This window comes from Bacillus sp. FAU20, from assembly GCF_056033865.1.
In genome coordinates, this window is record NZ_JBVYHY010000020.1 from 25,304 (window position 1) to 42,195 (window position 16,892).

General features: G+C 35.5%; 16 protein-coding genes. All 16 read right to left on the reverse strand.

Annotated features, from left to right (window positions below; genetic code table 11):
* Positions 1-84: 84 nt before the first annotated feature.
* Positions 85-3,615 carry a transcription-repair coupling factor gene (gene mfd / locus AC0OM3_RS13505; RefSeq protein ID WP_000579681.1) on the reverse strand — a complete coding sequence of 1,177 codons (3,531 nt, stop codon included), beginning with the start codon at positions 3,613-3,615 and terminating at the stop codon, positions 85-87.
* Between the two features lie 105 nt (positions 3,616-3,720).
* A complete protein-coding gene (locus AC0OM3_RS13510) occupies positions 3,721-3,945 on the reverse strand; it encodes an anti-sigma-F factor Fin family protein (RefSeq protein WP_000399438.1) in 225 nt (74 codons plus the stop codon).
* A gap of 70 nt (positions 3,946-4,015) precedes the next feature.
* Positions 4,016-4,576 (reverse strand): aminoacyl-tRNA hydrolase, encoded by a 561-nt coding sequence (pth, locus tag AC0OM3_RS13515; protein WP_000767702.1) that lies wholly within the window; start codon positions 4,574-4,576, stop codon positions 4,016-4,018.
* Between the two features lie 72 nt (positions 4,577-4,648).
* Positions 4,649-5,602 (reverse strand): ribose-phosphate diphosphokinase, encoded by a 954-nt coding sequence (locus AC0OM3_RS13520; protein WP_000107420.1) that lies wholly within the window; start codon positions 5,600-5,602, stop codon positions 4,649-4,651.
* Positions 5,603-5,623: 21 nt separating this feature from the next.
* Positions 5,624-7,003 (reverse strand): bifunctional UDP-N-acetylglucosamine diphosphorylase/glucosamine-1-phosphate N-acetyltransferase GlmU, encoded by a 1,380-nt coding sequence (gene glmU / locus AC0OM3_RS13525; RefSeq protein ID WP_000071039.1) that lies wholly within the window; start codon positions 7,001-7,003, stop codon positions 5,624-5,626.
* 315 nt (positions 7,004-7,318) lie between these two features.
* Positions 7,319-7,612, reverse strand: a complete 294-nt coding sequence (gene spoVG / locus AC0OM3_RS13530; RefSeq protein ID WP_000454041.1) for a septation regulator SpoVG — start codon at positions 7,610-7,612, stop codon at positions 7,319-7,321.
* Positions 7,613-7,764: 152 nt separating this feature from the next.
* Positions 7,765-8,139 (reverse strand): RidA family protein, encoded by a 375-nt coding sequence (locus tag AC0OM3_RS13535; protein ID WP_000869815.1) that lies wholly within the window; start codon positions 8,137-8,139, stop codon positions 7,765-7,767.
* A 120-nt stretch (positions 8,140-8,259) separates the two neighbouring features.
* On the reverse strand, positions 8,260-9,108 hold the full coding sequence (gene purR / locus AC0OM3_RS13540) for a pur operon repressor (protein ID WP_000702466.1): 849 nt from the start codon (positions 9,106-9,108) through the stop codon (positions 8,260-8,262).
* A gap of 54 nt (positions 9,109-9,162) precedes the next feature.
* Positions 9,163-10,032: a 4-(cytidine 5'-diphospho)-2-C-methyl-D-erythritol kinase gene (gene ispE, locus AC0OM3_RS13545; RefSeq protein ID WP_000772104.1), complete on the reverse strand. Its 870-nt coding sequence runs from the start codon at positions 10,030-10,032 to the stop codon at positions 9,163-9,165.
* Between the two features lie 196 nt (positions 10,033-10,228).
* The gene (gene sspF / locus AC0OM3_RS13550; RefSeq protein WP_002094215.1) at positions 10,229-10,408 is read right to left on the reverse strand and encodes an acid-soluble spore protein SspF; all 180 of its coding nucleotides are present in this window, start codon (positions 10,406-10,408) and stop codon (positions 10,229-10,231) included.
* A gap of 91 nt (positions 10,409-10,499) precedes the next feature.
* Positions 10,500-10,760 (reverse strand): biofilm formation stimulator Veg, encoded by a 261-nt coding sequence (gene veg, locus AC0OM3_RS13555; RefSeq protein ID WP_000044347.1) that lies wholly within the window; start codon positions 10,758-10,760, stop codon positions 10,500-10,502.
* A 226-nt stretch (positions 10,761-10,986) separates the two neighbouring features.
* A complete protein-coding gene (yabG, locus tag AC0OM3_RS13560; protein ID WP_000242868.1) occupies positions 10,987-11,850 on the reverse strand; it encodes a sporulation peptidase YabG in 864 nt (287 codons plus the stop codon).
* A gap of 110 nt (positions 11,851-11,960) precedes the next feature.
* Positions 11,961-12,839: a 16S rRNA (adenine(1518)-N(6)/adenine(1519)-N(6))-dimethyltransferase RsmA gene (gene rsmA / locus AC0OM3_RS13565; RefSeq protein WP_000651547.1), complete on the reverse strand. Its 879-nt coding sequence runs from the start codon at positions 12,837-12,839 to the stop codon at positions 11,961-11,963.
* Positions 12,836-13,393: a ribonuclease M5 gene (gene rnmV / locus AC0OM3_RS13570; protein WP_000692835.1), complete on the reverse strand. Its 558-nt coding sequence runs from the start codon at positions 13,391-13,393 to the stop codon at positions 12,836-12,838. The genes rsmA and rnmV overlap by 4 nt, the downstream gene beginning before the upstream one ends.
* A 213-nt stretch (positions 13,394-13,606) precedes the next feature.
* Positions 13,607-14,374, reverse strand: coding sequence for a TatD family hydrolase (locus tag AC0OM3_RS13575; RefSeq protein WP_000895851.1), 768 nt, complete (start codon positions 14,372-14,374; stop codon positions 13,607-13,609).
* A 166-nt stretch (positions 14,375-14,540) separates the two neighbouring features.
* Positions 14,541-16,523, reverse strand: coding sequence for a methionine--tRNA ligase (gene metG, locus AC0OM3_RS13580; protein ID WP_000134143.1), 1,983 nt, complete (start codon positions 16,521-16,523; stop codon positions 14,541-14,543).
* Between the last annotated feature and the right edge of the window lie 369 nt (positions 16,524-16,892).

The window sequence follows — 16,892 nt, forward strand, 5'->3', positions numbered from 1 at the left end:
CATGTAAAAATCACCAACTGTTAGATATAGTATTTTACACATTAGTTCTTCTATGCACGTCGAATTGTATTTTTTTATCTTATTTTAGGCATTTATTACTTCTTTTTTTACATCTGGTAAGCCTTTTAATAAATTTTCAGCAATTGTTAACCACTTCGATGTCTCTAAGCCATTTGTTTTCATAACAATTTTCAATTGTGATCCTTCCATTCCTAAACCGATCATACGTCCAAAACTATTTCCGAGCATGAATAATTTTCCACCATCAATATTTTGACTTGCTTGTTCAGAAAACAGAAATGTTACTTCAAATTTATTCTGCTTAATTAATTCAATTTGTTCTTTCATTGCCAACACTTTAATATTTGCAATTTGTAATAAATAACCAACTTCTTGTGGATAATCGCCAAATCTGTCGATCATTTCTTCCTGCAATTCTTCAATATCCTCAATTGCAGAAACACCTCTAAATTGTTTATACATCATAATTTTTTGCTTACTATCTGAAATATAAGCATCTGGTAAGTATGCATCTACCTCTAAGTCAATTTCAACATTAACTATATTTTCAGCCCCATCTGTTCCTCTACGCTGTTCAATTGCATCTTTTAACATTTGAGAATATAGATCAAATCCGACAGAATCAATAAATCCATGCTGTTCTGCCCCTAACAAATTACCTGCTCCACGAATAGATAAATCTCTCATCGCAATTTTGAAACCAGATCCAAGTTCCGTGAACTCTTTAATTGCTTGTAGACGCTTCTCTGCAACCTCTGACAGCACTTTGTCACGTTTATATGCAAAGTATGCATATGCAACACGATTAGAACGTCCAACACGCCCACGAAGCTGATACAACTGTGATAATCCCATACGATCTGCATCAAATACAATTAACGTATTTACATTCGGAATATCTACACCCGTCTCAATAATTGTTGTACTTACAAGAACATCATGCTGTCCTTCTAAAAATGATAGCATAACAGACTCTAATTCGCTTTCGTTCATTTTCCCATGTGCGTACGTTACGCGGGCATCTGGAACTAACATCGAAATTTCATCTGCTTTTCTTTCAATATCCTCTACACGGTTATATAGGAAGTAAACTTGACCACCTCTTGCAAGCTCTCGCTCTATCGCCTCTCGCATTAACGCTGGATTATACTCGACTACATACGTTTGGACTGGGAAACGATTTTCTGGTGGTGTCTCAATAACAGATAAGTCGCGCACACCAAGCATAGACATATGAAGCGTCCGCGGAATCGGAGTTGCCGTTAATGTTAATACGTCAACATTCGCCTTCAATTGTTTAATTTTTTCTTTATGTGTTACACCAAATCTTTGTTCTTCATCAATAATAAGAAGCCCTAAATCTTTATACGTAACATCTTTAGATAAAATACGATGTGTTCCGATTACAATATCTACTGTTCCATCCTTTAAGCCCTTAATTGTTTCATTTTGTTGTTTTCTCGTACGGAATCTACTTAATAAGCCTATATTGATCGGATAATCTTGAAAACGCTCTCGAATTGTTTCATAGTGTTGCTGCGCAAGAATCGTTGTCGGTACTAAAATTGCAACTTGTTTTTCATCCATAATTGCTTTAAATGCCGCACGAATAGCCACTTCAGTCTTTCCATACCCTACGTCACCACAAAGGAGCCTATCCATCGGGCGTCCGCGTTCCATATCTTTTTTAATCTCGTCAATAGAACGTAACTGATCCTCTGTCTCTTGATACGGGAAAGATGATTCGAACTCTTGTTGTTCTGCCGTATCTGGCGTATATGCATAGCCTTTTGAAGCTTCGCGCTCAGCATATAGTTTAATTAGGTCATCCGCAATGTCTTGTACAGATTTTTCAACTTTCGTTTTAACCTTCTTCCAATCATTACCACCTAATTTATAAACTTTCGGATCCTTACCTTCAGATCCTACATATTTTTGAACTTGATCAATTTGTTCAATTGGAACGTATAGCTTATCATTACCTTGATATTTAATATTTAAATAATCTTTATGAACACCATTAATCTCTAATGTCTCAATACCTAAAAATTTACCTATACCATGATTTACGTGAACTACATAATCTCCAACTTTTAATTCTGAATAACTTTTAATACGTTCAGCATTCGATAACTTTTGTTTACGTTGTGATTTTTTAACTTTCTTATGAAAAAGCTCCTTTTCAGTAATGACAACAAGCTTTTGCATCGGCATTTCAAATCCTGCATGTAAATCACCTACAGCAATCTGTAACCTTCCAGGCAATAAAATATCTGTACCTTCTACAATATCTGCCTCAATATCATAATCACTTAAAATATGTTGTAATTTTTTCACACGTTCATCATCTGTTCCAAGTACAACAGTCGTAAAATGCCCTTCATTCCATCTATCAATTTCTGTTTTTAACAAATTCATCTGTCCATGGAAATCTTGCATTGTTTTACATGTTACATTAACAATATTTTGCGGATGTGTGTGTGCGATATGACGCAAGAATAACGTTAAATATACAAAACTTCTTTTTTTATGATGAAGAAACCCCTCGAATGGGTGAGAGAAAGATAAATCTTGAATAATTGTTCCTTCACCAAGAAGTGATATATACCATTCCGCCTCTTCTGTTTCAAGATGTGATGCTGTCTCTTGAATACGGGAAATCTCATCTAAAATTACAACACCATCTTCTGGTAAATAATCTATCAGACTAGCAGGTTCTTTATAGAAAATAGATAAGTATTTAAACATCTGTTCTATACTTTGCCCGTTTTTCAACATCTCAATTTCATGACTTACCGTCTCAAGCACTTTAGTCTTTAGTTTATCATCAGAAAGTTTTTGCATCGTCTTAGTCAAGCCTTCTTCAAGATGCTGAATTCCTGATTTTAATTCTTCCTGTGAAAATAAAAACTCTGTTGCCGGACCAAACCTAACGCTTTCTTTTTTACCTTGAGAACGCTGTTCATCCACATCAAATAATCGAATAGAATCGACTTCTGTATCAAAGAATTCAATACGAAATGGTAGTTCTTCAGTTAAAGGATAAATATCTAATATTCCCCCACGCAAACTGAACTCCCCTGGAGCTTCTACCATCGACTTACGTTCATAGCCAATATGATGTAAAGTATGCAAGAGCGCATCTAAATCAATCTCTTGCCCTAGATTGATTTCAACTTGCTTTTGCTTCCACAATTCTTTTATTGGTAAAAATCTACGCAATCCTGCCACTGGCGCTACAATGATTCCATTCTCTCCCGCAGCCAAGCGATTTAACACTTCTATACGTTGCGCCTTCAATTCTGGACTTGCAACTCCAATTTCCGATGCTATCAGTTCATTCACTGGATATAACCACACATCTTTTTCACCAAGTAACGCCACTAAATCTTCATGTACTTTTTGTGCTTGGTATAAGTTATGTGTCACGATTAATTGTGATTTTTTTGTTTTTTTATATAAAGCCGCCATTAATAATGAACGAGAAGACGTTGCCATCCCTGATATAAGTTGTTCTTTTAACCCATCTTCTAACCCATTAATAACCGATTGTATCTCTTCATTTTTATAAAATTGCTCTAATAAACCTATCATTTTTAAAACTCCTCTCAACATAAAGAGCAAGTCATTCTATTTTATGCAAATATTTTGGAAAAGGAAAACAGAAAAATGCTTTGGACATGCCAAAGCGACAACATTTTATTGCAGAAATTTTTCATACTCATAATACTCAGGATAAGATGCGAGCGTTTCTTGACACGATTCACAAATCGTTTTTATATATATATTTCCATTCTCATGAAAATGAATCATTTCTACTACTTCTTGCTCCGTTAGTTGAAATAAAACGTCGCTATATACTTTTTCTGCGTTAATGGAGCCTACATTACCTCCGCAGTGTCTGCAATAATAATACCCTTCCATACTAGCCTCCTAAAAATTCAATTACTACTAGTATGGGTAAAACAAAAGAGAAATATTCCCAATCTCATTTTTAACTATTGAAAGTATTCATGATTTGAAGAAAAGGCTTATTTAGCCACTCTTCACATGCATCCGCTGCTTTTTCAATAGAATGGTTAACATCCGGAATCTCTTCAGATGTAAAGCGTCCCAATACATAATCGACTACCTTCATTCCATTTTTCGGGCGATCAATTCCCATACGGATACGTTGAAATTCTTGTGTTCCTAAGTGCGAAATCGTTGACTTTACACCATTATGTCCACCGGCACTACCTTTCATGCGAAGACGCAATTTACCTACAGGAATGTCTAAATCGTCGTACATAACAACGAAGTCCTCAACATCAATTTTATAATAATCCATGAGTGGACGAATACTTTCCCCAGATAAATTCATGTATGTTAGCGGCTTTAATAAGATTACCTTTTCTCCATTAACAAACCCTGCACCAAATACACCTTTAAATTTTTGTTCATTCAAAGAAATGTTCCAACGCTTCGCAAGTTCATCAATGGCCATAAATCCAATATTATGCCTTGTTAATTCATATTCTCTACCTGGGTTCCCAAGTCCTACTATCAATTTCATTCTTGTACCACTACTTTCTTTTTTCGATACGAAAAGACGTAACCAATTTTGGTTACGTCTCATTCTATCCAATTAATTGAATAATACACTCACAGATTCTTCTTCGTATACACGAATGATTGCTTCTCCGATTAATGGAGCAACTGAAAGTTCATGTACTTTGTCGATTTTCTTCTCTTCTGGTAATACAATAGAGTTCGTTACAACTAACTCTTTAATGTTTGAATTTTGAATACGCTCAATTGCTGGACCAGATAATACTGGGTGTGTACAGCAAGCATATACTTCAGAAGCACCGTTCTCAACAAGAGCGTTTGCTGCTAATGTAATTGTACCAGCTGTATCAATGATGTCATCAATTAAAATCGCTGTTTTGCCTTCAATATTACCGATAATGTTCATTACCTCTGAAACGTTCGGGCGAGGACGACGCTTATCAATAATAGCGATTGGCGCTTTTAGACGATCTGCCATTTTTCTTGCACGAGTTACACCACCATGATCAGGAGACACGATTACGATATCTTTAAGACCTTTTGTTTCAAAGTAATCAGAAAGAATCGGTACACCCATTAAGTGGTCGATTGGGATATCAAAGAACCCTTGAATTTGTGGAGCATGTAAATCTAGAGTGATTACACGAGTTGCACCTGCTGTTTCAAGCAAGTTTGCTACAAGTTTCGATGTAATTGGTTCACGAGAACGCGCTTTACGGTCTTGACGCGCATAACCATAGTAAGGAATAACAATATTAATTGTTTTCGCAGATGCACGTTTTAATGCATCGATCATAATAAGTAATTCCATGATATGTTCGTTTACTGGGAAGCTTGTAGATTGAATAATGAATACATCGCAACCACGGATACTTTCTTCAATGTTAATTTGAACTTCTCCATCACTAAAACGATCAACAGAACATTTTCCTAGTCCTACTCCAATATGCTTTGCAATCTGCTCAGCAAGTTCCTTATTAGAGTTTAAAGAGAATACTTTCAAATTAGAATTTAGATATTGAGTCGACATCTAGATTAACCCTCCACATTATTATGATTTTTTCTTATTCAGCAATTGATCAACATAGTCTTCTTTGTTAACTTGACGTGCACGTGCTACCGATAATGCTTTTGATGGAACATTCTCTGTAATTGTAGAGCCTGCCGCCACATAAGCACCATCTTCAACTGTTACTGGAGCAACAAGGTTTGAATTACATCCAATAAATACCCCATTACCAATCACAGTTTTGAATTTATTCTTACCGTCATAGTTCACCGTAATTGAACCACAACCAAGATTCACGTCTTCTCCAACTTGTGCATCCCCGATATAACTCAAGTGTGAAGCTTTACTTCTATTACCAAAGACAGTTTTTTTGATTTCCACGAAGTTTCCAACGCGTACTTCGTCTCCAATAACTGAATCTGGGCGAATATGTGCAAATGGACCAACCGATACTTCCGTACCAAGCTTACTATCATGTACAGTAGATTGTCGAATTGTCGTACGATCTCCAATTTCACTATCGCGAATTACTGTATGCGGTCCAATTTCACAATCAGAACCAATTACAGTGTTCCCCTCAATAATTGTTCCTGGATGAAGAACTGTATCGCTACCGATAATTGCATCAGCAGAAATATAAGTGTTACTTGGATCAATAATTGTAACACCATTTACCATGTTCTTTCGGTTGATACGGTTTTTCATAATAATTTCCGCTTGCGATAGAGCGACTCTGTCGTTAACACCTAACGTTTCATCGAACTGCTCTGTTTGATAAGCTGATACGATATGACCTTCATTTTTTAAAATCTCAATAACATCTGGAAGGTAATATTCACCTTGCACGTTATCATTTGAAACTTTAGAAAGTGAAGCAAATAAAGCCTTATTATCAAAACAATACGTACCTGTATTGATTTCTTTAATAGCTAATTCTTTCTCATTTGCATCTTTATGCTCAACAATCTTTTCAACATGACCATTCTCATTACGAACAATACGGCCATATCCAGCAGGCTCTTCTATGTATGCTGTTAGCACCGTCGCCATTGCTCCTGCTTCTTTATGTTGCTGAAGTAATGCTTCCATTGTTTCAGCAGTTATTAGAGGCGTATCACCACAAATAACTAAAGTTGTTCCTTCTTCATTTGCAAGTACACTTGCAGCTTGATCTACAGCATGTGCTGTACCAAGTTGTTCTGCTTGTAATGCAAATTCACTTACGTTCCCTAGCTGTTCTTGTACCATTTCAGCACCATGTCCAACAACCGTTACAAGTTTCTGCAATCCTAATTGAGATACTTGATCGACTACGTGTTGTACCATAGGTTTTCCACATACAGGATGCAGCACTTTGTATAGCTTTGACTTCATACGTGTGCCTTTACCTGCAGCTAGAATCACTGCAAATCTGTTTGACATATAGACCCTCCATCGCAACCTATTTATCCATTAAAGATATTATCCTAAATCATCATATATTTCAAGAAACACATTTTAACTATTAAATTTTACCATAATTCTTATAAGATGTTTTACTCTTTAGTATCTTTTTTAAGAAATAAGCTATACTATTTAAAATGATTTTGAAAAAATTAGTAGTTTCTTCTTTTTATGTTAATAAATTATGAAGTTTCCAAATATAAAACAAAAAAAAAAACAAACCCCTGTAAATGCTTACAGGAGTTTGCTACAAAATTATAAGGCTTTTTGTTAAAAGCCCTTTTCATTCGAATTTTACGAAGCACCTGCTTCTTCAAACTCAACCTCTTCTAACTCGCCTAAACGATGATACTCTGTTAAAACCGCATCTTGAATTTTAGAGCGTGTACCAGAATTAATTGGATGTGCAATGTCACGGAACTCTCCATCTGGAGTACGTTTACTTGGCATTGCTACAAATAATCCATTATTACCATCAATTACACGAATATCATGAACAACAAATTCATGGTCTAGAGTAATAGAGGCAATTGCTCTCATGCGGCCTTCTGTGTTTACGCGGCGTAATCTTACGTCAGTCACTTCCATCTTGTGTTCACCACCCTTTTCTAAATAAGCGATATATTTGTATAAATTCCACAAATTTTCTATTTTCCCTTTAATTTTTTAAAAATTTTTAAGATAAAAATTTTTAATGTAGTTGAATATAGAGATTAGCGGAGGTTATCGCTTACAAAAGGTTACTTAACTAGGGCAATTACTTCAATTTCAACGGAAACATCTTTCGGTAATTTTGCTACTTGCACACAAGATCGAGCTGGTTTATGAGTAGAGAAATAAGAGCTATACACTTCATTTACAGCATTAAAATCATCCATGTCCTTTAAAAATACTGTTGTTTTTACGACTGTATCAAATGAAGCACCTGCTTCCTCTAATACCGCTTGTAAATTTTGAAATACTTGTTCTGTTTGTACTGTTACATCTCCTGTTACAAGCTCCCCATTTGCCGTCAATGGGATTTGTCCTGAGCTATAGAACATGTTATTTACAATAATCCCCTGTGAATAAGGTCCAATTGCTTGTGGTGCCTTGCTTGTTTGAACAACTTTCATACTTTTCACCCTTTTATTATTTATTTTACTCTTTAAAAATAGTGTACGAAAGGCAGTTTGTCCATCTATTTTATAATCTATAAATAAAATAAAAAAAGATAGAGCTATCTGCTCTATCTTTTATTCCGCCTCTACAAGCCCTTCATCAAATGGTGCAAGAGAATAATTCCCTTTTTCCACTTGAATCGTTTTTTCTTTCACATCAACTTCCGATAGACGAATTAATGATACAAAATTATTAATTAGTCGTTCTTCAATATCTGTGGATTCTACTAATACACCAATACCAACAACATTAGCCTTGAACTCTTCTAACATACTCATCATACCTTGAATTGTTCCGCCAGCTTTCATGAAGTCATCAATAATTAAAACATTCGACCCTTCTGGAAGACTGCGTTTTGCTAACGTCATTGTTTGAATTCGTTTAGAAGAACCCGACACATAGTTAATACTAACAGTCGGACCTTCTGTTACCTTATTATCTTTTCTTGCAATTACAACTGGTACATCTAAGTAATTTGCCACTGCATAAGCAAGTGGAATCCCCTTCGTTGCCACCGTCATAACTGCATCAATTGGTTGCCTAGCAAAAACAGAAGCAAACAAACGACCTGCGCCATTAATATGGCGAGGATTACTCAATAAATCTGTCATGTATAAGTAACCACCAGGCAAAATACGATCTGGGTTTTCAAATAAGCCACAAAGCTCATCAATAATTAGATCTGCCTCTTCTTCACTTATATACGGTATATATTTCACTCCTCCTGCTGCTCCTGGTATCGTTTGCAATGTGCCGACCCCTTGTTGTTCAAACGTTTGCTTAATAATAACTAAATCTTCACTAATGGAAGACTTAGCCGATTGATACCTTTCAGCAAAAAAAGTGAGAGATACTAGCTGACGAGGGTTTTGTAGCAAGTAATAAGTCATATCGACTAATCTTGTACTTCTTCTAATTTTCATACTCTCACCTCAAATCACGAATATTCTAAACAAATCATAACGTATTATACGTCTTTATTCAAGCGTTTCTCGCTCTCCTAATAAACGTACCGCATAGACTTGTTCACAAAATCCTTTTAATCCGTTATAAATGCGATGCATTCGTGAATCATGGTGTACAAGTCCAAATACAGTTGGACCACTTCCACTCATTAATACAGCATCCGCTCCAAATCGCTTCATCTGTGATTTAATACGGGCAACTTCAGGATGCATTCCAAATGTTACATCTTCTAAAACGTTACCAACAGTATCACAAATTCCTTTATAATCACCAGAATTTATGACATCAACCATTTTATCTACATTTGGATGTGTAACTCGATTTAACTTTAAATTTCCATACACATCAGCAGTAGATACACCTATATGTGGTTTCGCTAAAATAACCCAACAAGAAGGCGGAGTCTTTATATGCTCAATTTTCTCTCCTCTTCCAGTGGCAATTGCTGTGCCGCCGTATACACAGAACGATACATCTGATCCAATTTCTGCGCCAAGCTCTGCTAACTCATCAATTGTAAGCCCTAAATTCCATAATTTATTAAGACCACGTAATGTCGCTGCTGCATCACTACTTCCACCTGCTAATCCAGCTGCTACTGGAATCGTTTTTTCAATAGTAATAGATACACCTTTTTTTACATTAAACTTCTCTTTTAATAATTTCGCTGCCTGATAAGCTAAATTTCGTTGGTCGTCTGGGACATACCTATTATGGGATAAAATTTCAATACGGTCTTCTGCTAATTCCGTTAGTTCTAGACGATCTGCTAAATCAATGGTTGTCATAATCATTTTCACTTCATGATATCCGTCTTGTCTTTTTCCCAGTACATCTAACGACAGATTAATCTTTGCTGGTGCTTTCACTAGTAGCTTCAATCTATTCACCCACTCTATGTACTCAATCTTTTATCGTTTATTTTACCATAAATTTATAGTAAGACGATGACACTTCCCTAATTATAACGAAAAGCATTCAGAATGAAACTACTTATGTAAAATGATGGCACCTTTTAGAGTACAAAAAGCCGAGGAATGTCTCCTCGGCTACCGTAGCATAGAAAGTATCTTACAACTACTGGTTTCGTTTCATTAATTGCTGTTCTGCAATTTCTATAGCACGTTTCACCATGTTACCAGCATCTTTCGCACGAATTCCGCCCCATCCTTCTTTCTGAACAACATCATAAAAGCCAAGCTCTTTTGCTAGCTCTTCTTTAAATTGGTTTGACATGACACCTCTTCGTCTACTCAATGCAGAGTCCCTCCTTATTTTGCTACGGTATAGTTAGTATGCAAAATAATATAGCTTTTCATTTCTGGGAATATATGTAATGATATACGGATTATAAAATGACCTCATTATGAGGGTCTCCATAAAATGTTAACTCTACTGTCTCTGTTAAAACATCTGCATAACTATAAGATACACGTTGCAACGCATCTTCTTGTTGATCCAATTGTACAACAAAAACGGAACGGTATGTTTCTGCTAGTACACCTGATTGCTCCACAGTTTTTCTTCTTCCACTATTTGCTTTTAACATAAGTCGCTGTCCAAGATGGTGATCTAATTCGCTTTTAATTTCATCTAAACGTTTTGACATATACTTCGCTACACCTCGCTGTAATTTAGATTGAACACTTAAAGCACGATATATCTATCCTAATTATTAACCGCGATTCACAGCTAATATCATCCTGCGTTTGAATAGATAGAAGAAATACTATATTGTAAAAGTATCATTACGTAGTCTGTACGTTCTTGCCTCTTTTTATCCAAATTCATTTAAATCCTTCCATACAAAAAAGCAAGATACATATGTACCCTGCTTACTCTTCATAATGTTGAAAAGGTAATCCCGTTCGTAAAATCCCTCTCGTTTCAATCCCACCTAGTCCCTTTTCACCAGTAATTGTATTACGTACGACATCCCATACATTGACTCTCTCCATAAATGAAGTAAAACTAATTTTACCAACTACATATACAGGATCTAGTGCATGAATATTAATTCTAGATGGTGAACTAGCGAAATTGGCCCCTGCACGAATTAGTGCCTCAAAATGTGATTGACATGCCCCAGCAAAAATAACAAGTTGATCCAATGATGGATATTTTTTTCGCACTTCACGAACAGCCTGTACAAAATGCCTTGAATGCCTATATGCCGCTAAATCTCCCTTCACTCCTTTTGATTTTGTATATGCATCATGCCCTGTAATAACGAGAATGTCTGGGCGAAAGTGATCTATTAAGTCTACTACTTTTTCATGCATCTCCGTTTCTTTACAATGAATACCTTGAACAGGAACGCCAATTTTATTATATAAATCTAAGCACTTGCGCAAATATAAAGGGTCTCCATCTATATGCAATACACGTCCCGGCATTTGAAAATAATTCACCTCACTTGTATATCCACCAGTTGAAGTATGTTCATGCCTTTGTTTCATCAGCACATAATCTTGTTGAAACAAACGGTACGTGCGCTCCATTGTTTCTTTCTCACGCTTCACCCTTTTTTTATGTTCTCTTTGATCTATACTAATTAAATCTTCAAGTGGCGCATCCGCCACCAGTCTAATTTCCTCTCCAAACAATATAGCTATCTCGCCTTTTATTTCTATAATACGAAAAAGAATATCCCTCTTATGAGAATATCGTTCCACTAATTCTCCAACATGTAAAACCATTCTCCTACCTCCAAACTCATTAGGCCATCTTACCTGTTTTTAAAGTATGAATTTAGAGAGAGAAAGGTGACAAAAGGGACAGTTCAACTTGAACTGTCCCTTTCATATTCTTATGATAATTTATGAAGAACTAATGCATTACTTAATGTTGCAAACTCTTCAATAGATAGCGTTTCGCCTCTTCGCTTTGGATCAATTCCTACTTCTGTTAAAATTCGATCCAATAACTCCTTATCTTTCGGGAAACCATTTAAATTATTTGATAAATTATTCATTAAAGTTTTACGGCGCTGTGCGAAACTTGCTCGTACTACTTCAAAGAAGAACGTTTCATCTTTCACCTCTACAACCGGTTTAGGACGCTTTAGAAGGCGGATAATTGCAGAATCAACATTTGGCTGTGGTACAAACACTGTACGCGGTACAGTCATAACTGTTTCAACCTCTGTATAATACTGAATGGCAATCGATAAAGAACCATACTCTTTCGTTCCAGGTTTAGCAGCTAAACGATCTCCAACTTCTTTTTGCATCATAACAACAAATCCACGAACTGGTAACTTTTCTTCAAGCAATTTAAATAAAATTGGCGTTGTAATATAGTATGGTAAGTTAGCTACTACCATTACATCTTGTCCTTCTTCAAATTGCTCATTAAATACTTCATGTACATCTGCTTTTAGTACGTCTTTATTAATAACTGTAACGTTACCATATGGCGCTAACGTCTCATCTAAAATTGGTAATAGTCTTTGATCAATTTCAAAAGCCACTACTTTTTTAGCACGCTTCGCTAATTGCTCTGTTAATGCACCAATACCTGGTCCAATTTCAATTGCACCACTTTCTGAACCAATTTCTGCATGATCGACAATACGATTTAATACATTTGTATCAATTAAAAAGTTTTGTCCTAAACTTTTTTTGAATGAAAATCCATACTTTTCAACAATGTCTTTTGTACGATTTGGCGTTGCGATATCCTTCATTTTTTTTCCTCCTGTATTACTTGCTTATAAGCTTCTGCAAATGATTCCTTTGAAACTTGAAACATCTGTAATCGTTTATGTAACTGTTTTGCATTTGTATAACCAATCTTTAATAGCTTACCCATTCTTTCTCTGCGGCTCTTTGCCATTTCTCCGCCCACTAAGCCTGCATCGACTAAATCGCTCCAACTAATTTCACTTGTGTAAGCTTCCATTTCTTCATGTATATTCTCTAGAGCACGGCGAATCGACTCATTAGAAGCATGTTCAATCCCGACACCCTTTTTCCTTTTAGCAAGCGCTTCTTCCTTCGGTAAAAAGGCATGCTTACAGCCAGGAACCTTGTCAGAAATAATTTTTCGAATACGCTCTCCAGGATAATCCGGATCTGTAAAAATAATAACGCCCCTTTTTTGTTGCGCTAATTTAACTTGCTCAATAACATGATCACCGATTGCTGAACCGTTCGTTTCAATTGTATCCGCATCAACAGCACGCTTAATCGCAACTGTATCATCTTTACCTTCTACAACGATAATCTCTTTTATTTTCATGCTTGCCTCCACACTCATTTCGTCTCTACTTAGTAAAACAAAAAAATGACGACTTTTCCATTATTATTTTCCCCATTCTTATATTTTAAAAAATAGAATAGAAAAATCTTTGTTCTCTGTCCTTATTGTAACACTTCATCATTCACATTTATTTTCTTCATCACTTCTACTAGTTTTTCTCAAAATAAAAAAGAACAGGTTCCCCCGTTCTTTTTATTCAACACCAAATAAAACTTTTGCATTTTTAGTTGTCATTTCTGCTACTTCCTCATAAGAAATTCCTTTTAAATTCGCAATTTCTTCTGCTACGAGTTTTACATAACTCGGTTCATTTCGTTTCCCTCGAAATGGGTGCGGCGTTAAATACGGACAATCCGTCTCTATTAACAATTTCTCTAATGGAATCTCCGTAGCAACCTCTTTCGGCTTCTTAGCATTTTTAAATGTAACTGGTCCACCTAACGAAATTAAAAAGTTCATATCAACACATCGCTCTGCTACCTCTACACTGCCGCTAAAGCAATGCATAATGCCTCCTACTTCAGCTGCATTCTCTTCTTCTAGAATATCAACAATATCTTGAGTTGCATCGCGGTTATGTATAATAATCGGCAATTTTACTTTTTTCGCTAATGCAATTTGTTTACGGAATACTTCTTTCTGTATTTCTTTTGGAGACTTATCCCAGTGATAATCTAAGCCCATTTCTCCAAGTGCAACGACTTTAGGATGAGAAGCAAGTTCTTCTAACCAAGCTAAATGTTCTTCTGTCATGTCGATTGCATCAACTGGGTGCCACCCAACCGCAGCGTAAATAAAATCATAGGCTTCAGCTAATTCCATCGCCTTTTTTATCGTTACTTCATCAAAACCAACAACAACTGTATAAGTAACTCCCGCTTCTTTCATTCGGGCAATAACCTCTTGCAAATCTCCTTCGAATTGCTCTGCATTCAAATGTGAATGTGTATCAAACAACATAATACATAACTCCTTTTATATTGAAATCAAGTTTATTCTACAAAAATAAGTTCTTTAATAACTTAACGATAACAATACTACAATCTTAATGCAAAAATAGAGAGTGTAAAAAGAAAAAAGACGCTTCACACATGTTACACGTGAAACATCTCTTTTCTTGTCTTAATTACTTGATTTTTGTACCATTTGGTAGATTTTGGTCAATTGATGCTAATGACAATACGCCATTCTCTTCACCCGCTAAAATCATACCTTGCGATAATTCACCGCGTAATTTTACAGGTTTTAAGTTTGTTACACAAATAACCTTTTTACCTTTTAAGTCTTCCGGTGAATAGAATTTTGCAATCCCAGAAACAACTTGACGCTTTTCTGTGCCTAAGTCTAGTTGAATTTTTAACAACTTGTCTGCTTTTTTCACAGGTTCAGCAGATAGTACTTCAGCTACGCGTAATTCTACTTTAAAGAAATCATCAATTGTAATTTCTTCTGCCTTCGGTTCTTCTTCTTTTTTCTCTTCTACTTTAGGAGCAGAGCTTTTCATTTGTTCTTTAATGTACTCTACTTCCACTTCCATTTCTAAACGAGGGAAAATTGGGTTTCCTTTTTCTACTTTTGTTCCAGCTGGAATGCAGCCAATTGTAGATAGACTTTCCCAAGATTTATGAGCTTCATCAGTAAGGCCAAGCTGAGCAAACATCTTGCTTGGTGCTACTGTTAAGAATGGCATAAGCATAATACCTGTTTGACGAAGTACTTCTGCTAAGTGAGCCATTACAGAAGCTAACTTTTCACGATCATTCTCATCTTTTGCTAATACCCATGGTTGTGTTTCATCAATATATTTATTCGTACGACTAACCAATTGCCAAATAGATCCTAACGCTACAGAGAACTCCATATTCTCCATTGCTTCTTCTACTTTTTTCAAAGTATCTTGTGCAAACGCTACTAACGTTTCATCAAATTCCGTTACATTTGCTTTAAATGCAGGGATTTCTCCGTTAAAGTACTTATCAATCATAGCTACTGTACGATTTAATAAATTACCTAAGTCATTTGCTAAGTCGAAATTAATACGCTCCACAAATCCTTCTGGTGTGAATACGCCATCAGATCCAAATGGAACTTCACGAAGTAAGTAATAACGTAATGCATCTAATCCGTAACGATCGATTAATGTAACTGGATCTACTACGTTTCCTTTTGACTTACTCATCTTTCCATCCTTCATTAAAATCCAGCCATGAGCAAAGACTTTCTTCGGAAGAGGTAAATCTAATGCCATTAAAATTATCGGCCAATAAATTGTATGGAAACGAACAATTTCTTTCCCAACTAAATGCACATCTGCAGGCCAGAATTTTTTATATTTCTCTTCATTTGCTGTTCCATAACCTAACGCCGTAATATAGTTAGATAATGCGTCAACCCATACGTAAATAACGTGTTTTGGGTTACCAGGAACACGAACTCCCCAGTCAAATGAAGTACGAGAAACTGCTAAATCTTCTAATCCTGGTTTAATAAAATTATTAATCATTTCATTTTTACGAGACTCCGGCTGAATGAAATGTGGATTATCTTCATAGAATTTTAATAGTCTGTCGACATATTTACCCATTCTAAAGAAATAAGATTCTTCACGAACAAGTTCTACATCATGACCACTATCTGGGCTTTTTCCTCCAACTACTTTGTCGCCTTCCATAATTGGATCTACTAATTGATGCTCTGTATAGAACGTCTCATCTTGTACAGAATACCAACCTTCATATTCATCAAGATAAATGTCACCTTGATCTACTAATTGCTTAAAGATTTTTTCGACAACATCTTTATGACGATCTTCAGTTGTACGAATAAAATCATCATAAGAAATATCCATCTTCTCCCAAAGCTCTTTAATTCCTGAAACAATGTTATCAACATATGCCTGTGGCGTAATATTTAACTCTTCTGCTTTCTTTTGGATCTTCTGTCCATGCTCATCAGTTCCTGTTAAATAATGCACATTATAACCTTGCATACGCTTATATCGTGCCATCGCATCTCCTGCTACTGTCGTATAAGCATGTCCAATGTGTAATTTTCCACTTGGATAATAAATTGGGGTAGTAATATAAAAGGACTTATTTTCCTCTGTCATTGTTTTGGACCTCCCGAATAACCTCATATGTATTTATAAACAGTATATCAAAAACTCATATATAAAGTGAAACTTTAATCAGTAGGGTTTTTGTTCCTCCCCACTAATTATTAGCCCACATTAATTAGGCTTTTACGAGCAGCCCAAATCTAATTTATCTTCTTTACGCCAACCTAATTTTAAATTTAGGTCTTAATGCTCAATATCTTTATCATCTATTGCTCATATTTCAAAAAAATATACAATCTCCACTTTAAATTTATTATTTTTTCAGAAAATATCGTAAATAATTGTGGAATTTCCTCTCAATCTATTATATATAAGAAATAAGAAATCTATAAATCTTTTTAAAAAATATAGAATTTAAGA

Coding starts and splice junctions, on each gene's coding strand:
- mfd (WP_000579681.1), bottom strand. CDS start 3,615: ATGATAGGTTTATTAGAGCAATTTTATAAAAATGAAGAGATACAATCG.
- AC0OM3_RS13510 (WP_000399438.1), bottom strand. CDS start 3,945: ATGGAAGGGTATTATTATTGCAGACACTGCGGAGGTAATGTAGGCTCC.
- pth (WP_000767702.1), bottom strand. CDS start 4,576: ATGAAATTGATAGTAGGACTTGGGAACCCAGGTAGAGAATATGAATTA.
- AC0OM3_RS13520 (WP_000107420.1), bottom strand. CDS start 5,602: ATGTCGACTCAATATCTAAATTCTAATTTGAAAGTATTCTCTTTAAAC.
- glmU (WP_000071039.1), bottom strand. CDS start 7,003: ATGTCAAACAGATTTGCAGTGATTCTAGCTGCAGGTAAAGGCACACGT.
- spoVG (WP_000454041.1), bottom strand. CDS start 7,612: ATGGAAGTGACTGACGTAAGATTACGCCGCGTAAACACAGAAGGCCGC.
- AC0OM3_RS13535 (WP_000869815.1), bottom strand. CDS start 8,139: ATGAAAGTTGTTCAAACAAGCAAGGCACCACAAGCAATTGGACCTTAT.
- purR (WP_000702466.1), bottom strand. CDS start 9,108: ATGAAAATTAGAAGAAGTACAAGATTAGTCGATATGACTTATTACTTG.
- veg (WP_000044347.1), bottom strand. CDS start 10,760: ATGTCAAAACGTTTAGATGAAATTAAAAGCGAATTAGATCACCATCTT.
- yabG (WP_000242868.1), bottom strand. CDS start 11,850: ATGGTTTTACATGTTGGAGAATTAGTGGAACGATATTCTCATAAGAGG.
- rsmA (WP_000651547.1), bottom strand. CDS start 12,839: ATGAAGGATATCGCAACGCCAAATCGTACAAAAGACATTGTTGAAAAG.
- rnmV (WP_000692835.1), bottom strand. CDS start 13,393: ATGAAAATAAAAGAGATTATCGTTGTAGAAGGTAAAGATGATACAGTT.
- AC0OM3_RS13575 (WP_000895851.1), bottom strand. CDS start 14,374: ATGTTGTTTGATACACATTCACATTTGAATGCAGAGCAATTCGAAGGA.
- metG (WP_000134143.1), bottom strand. CDS start 16,523: ATGACAGAGGAAAATAAGTCCTTTTATATTACTACCCCAATTTATTAT.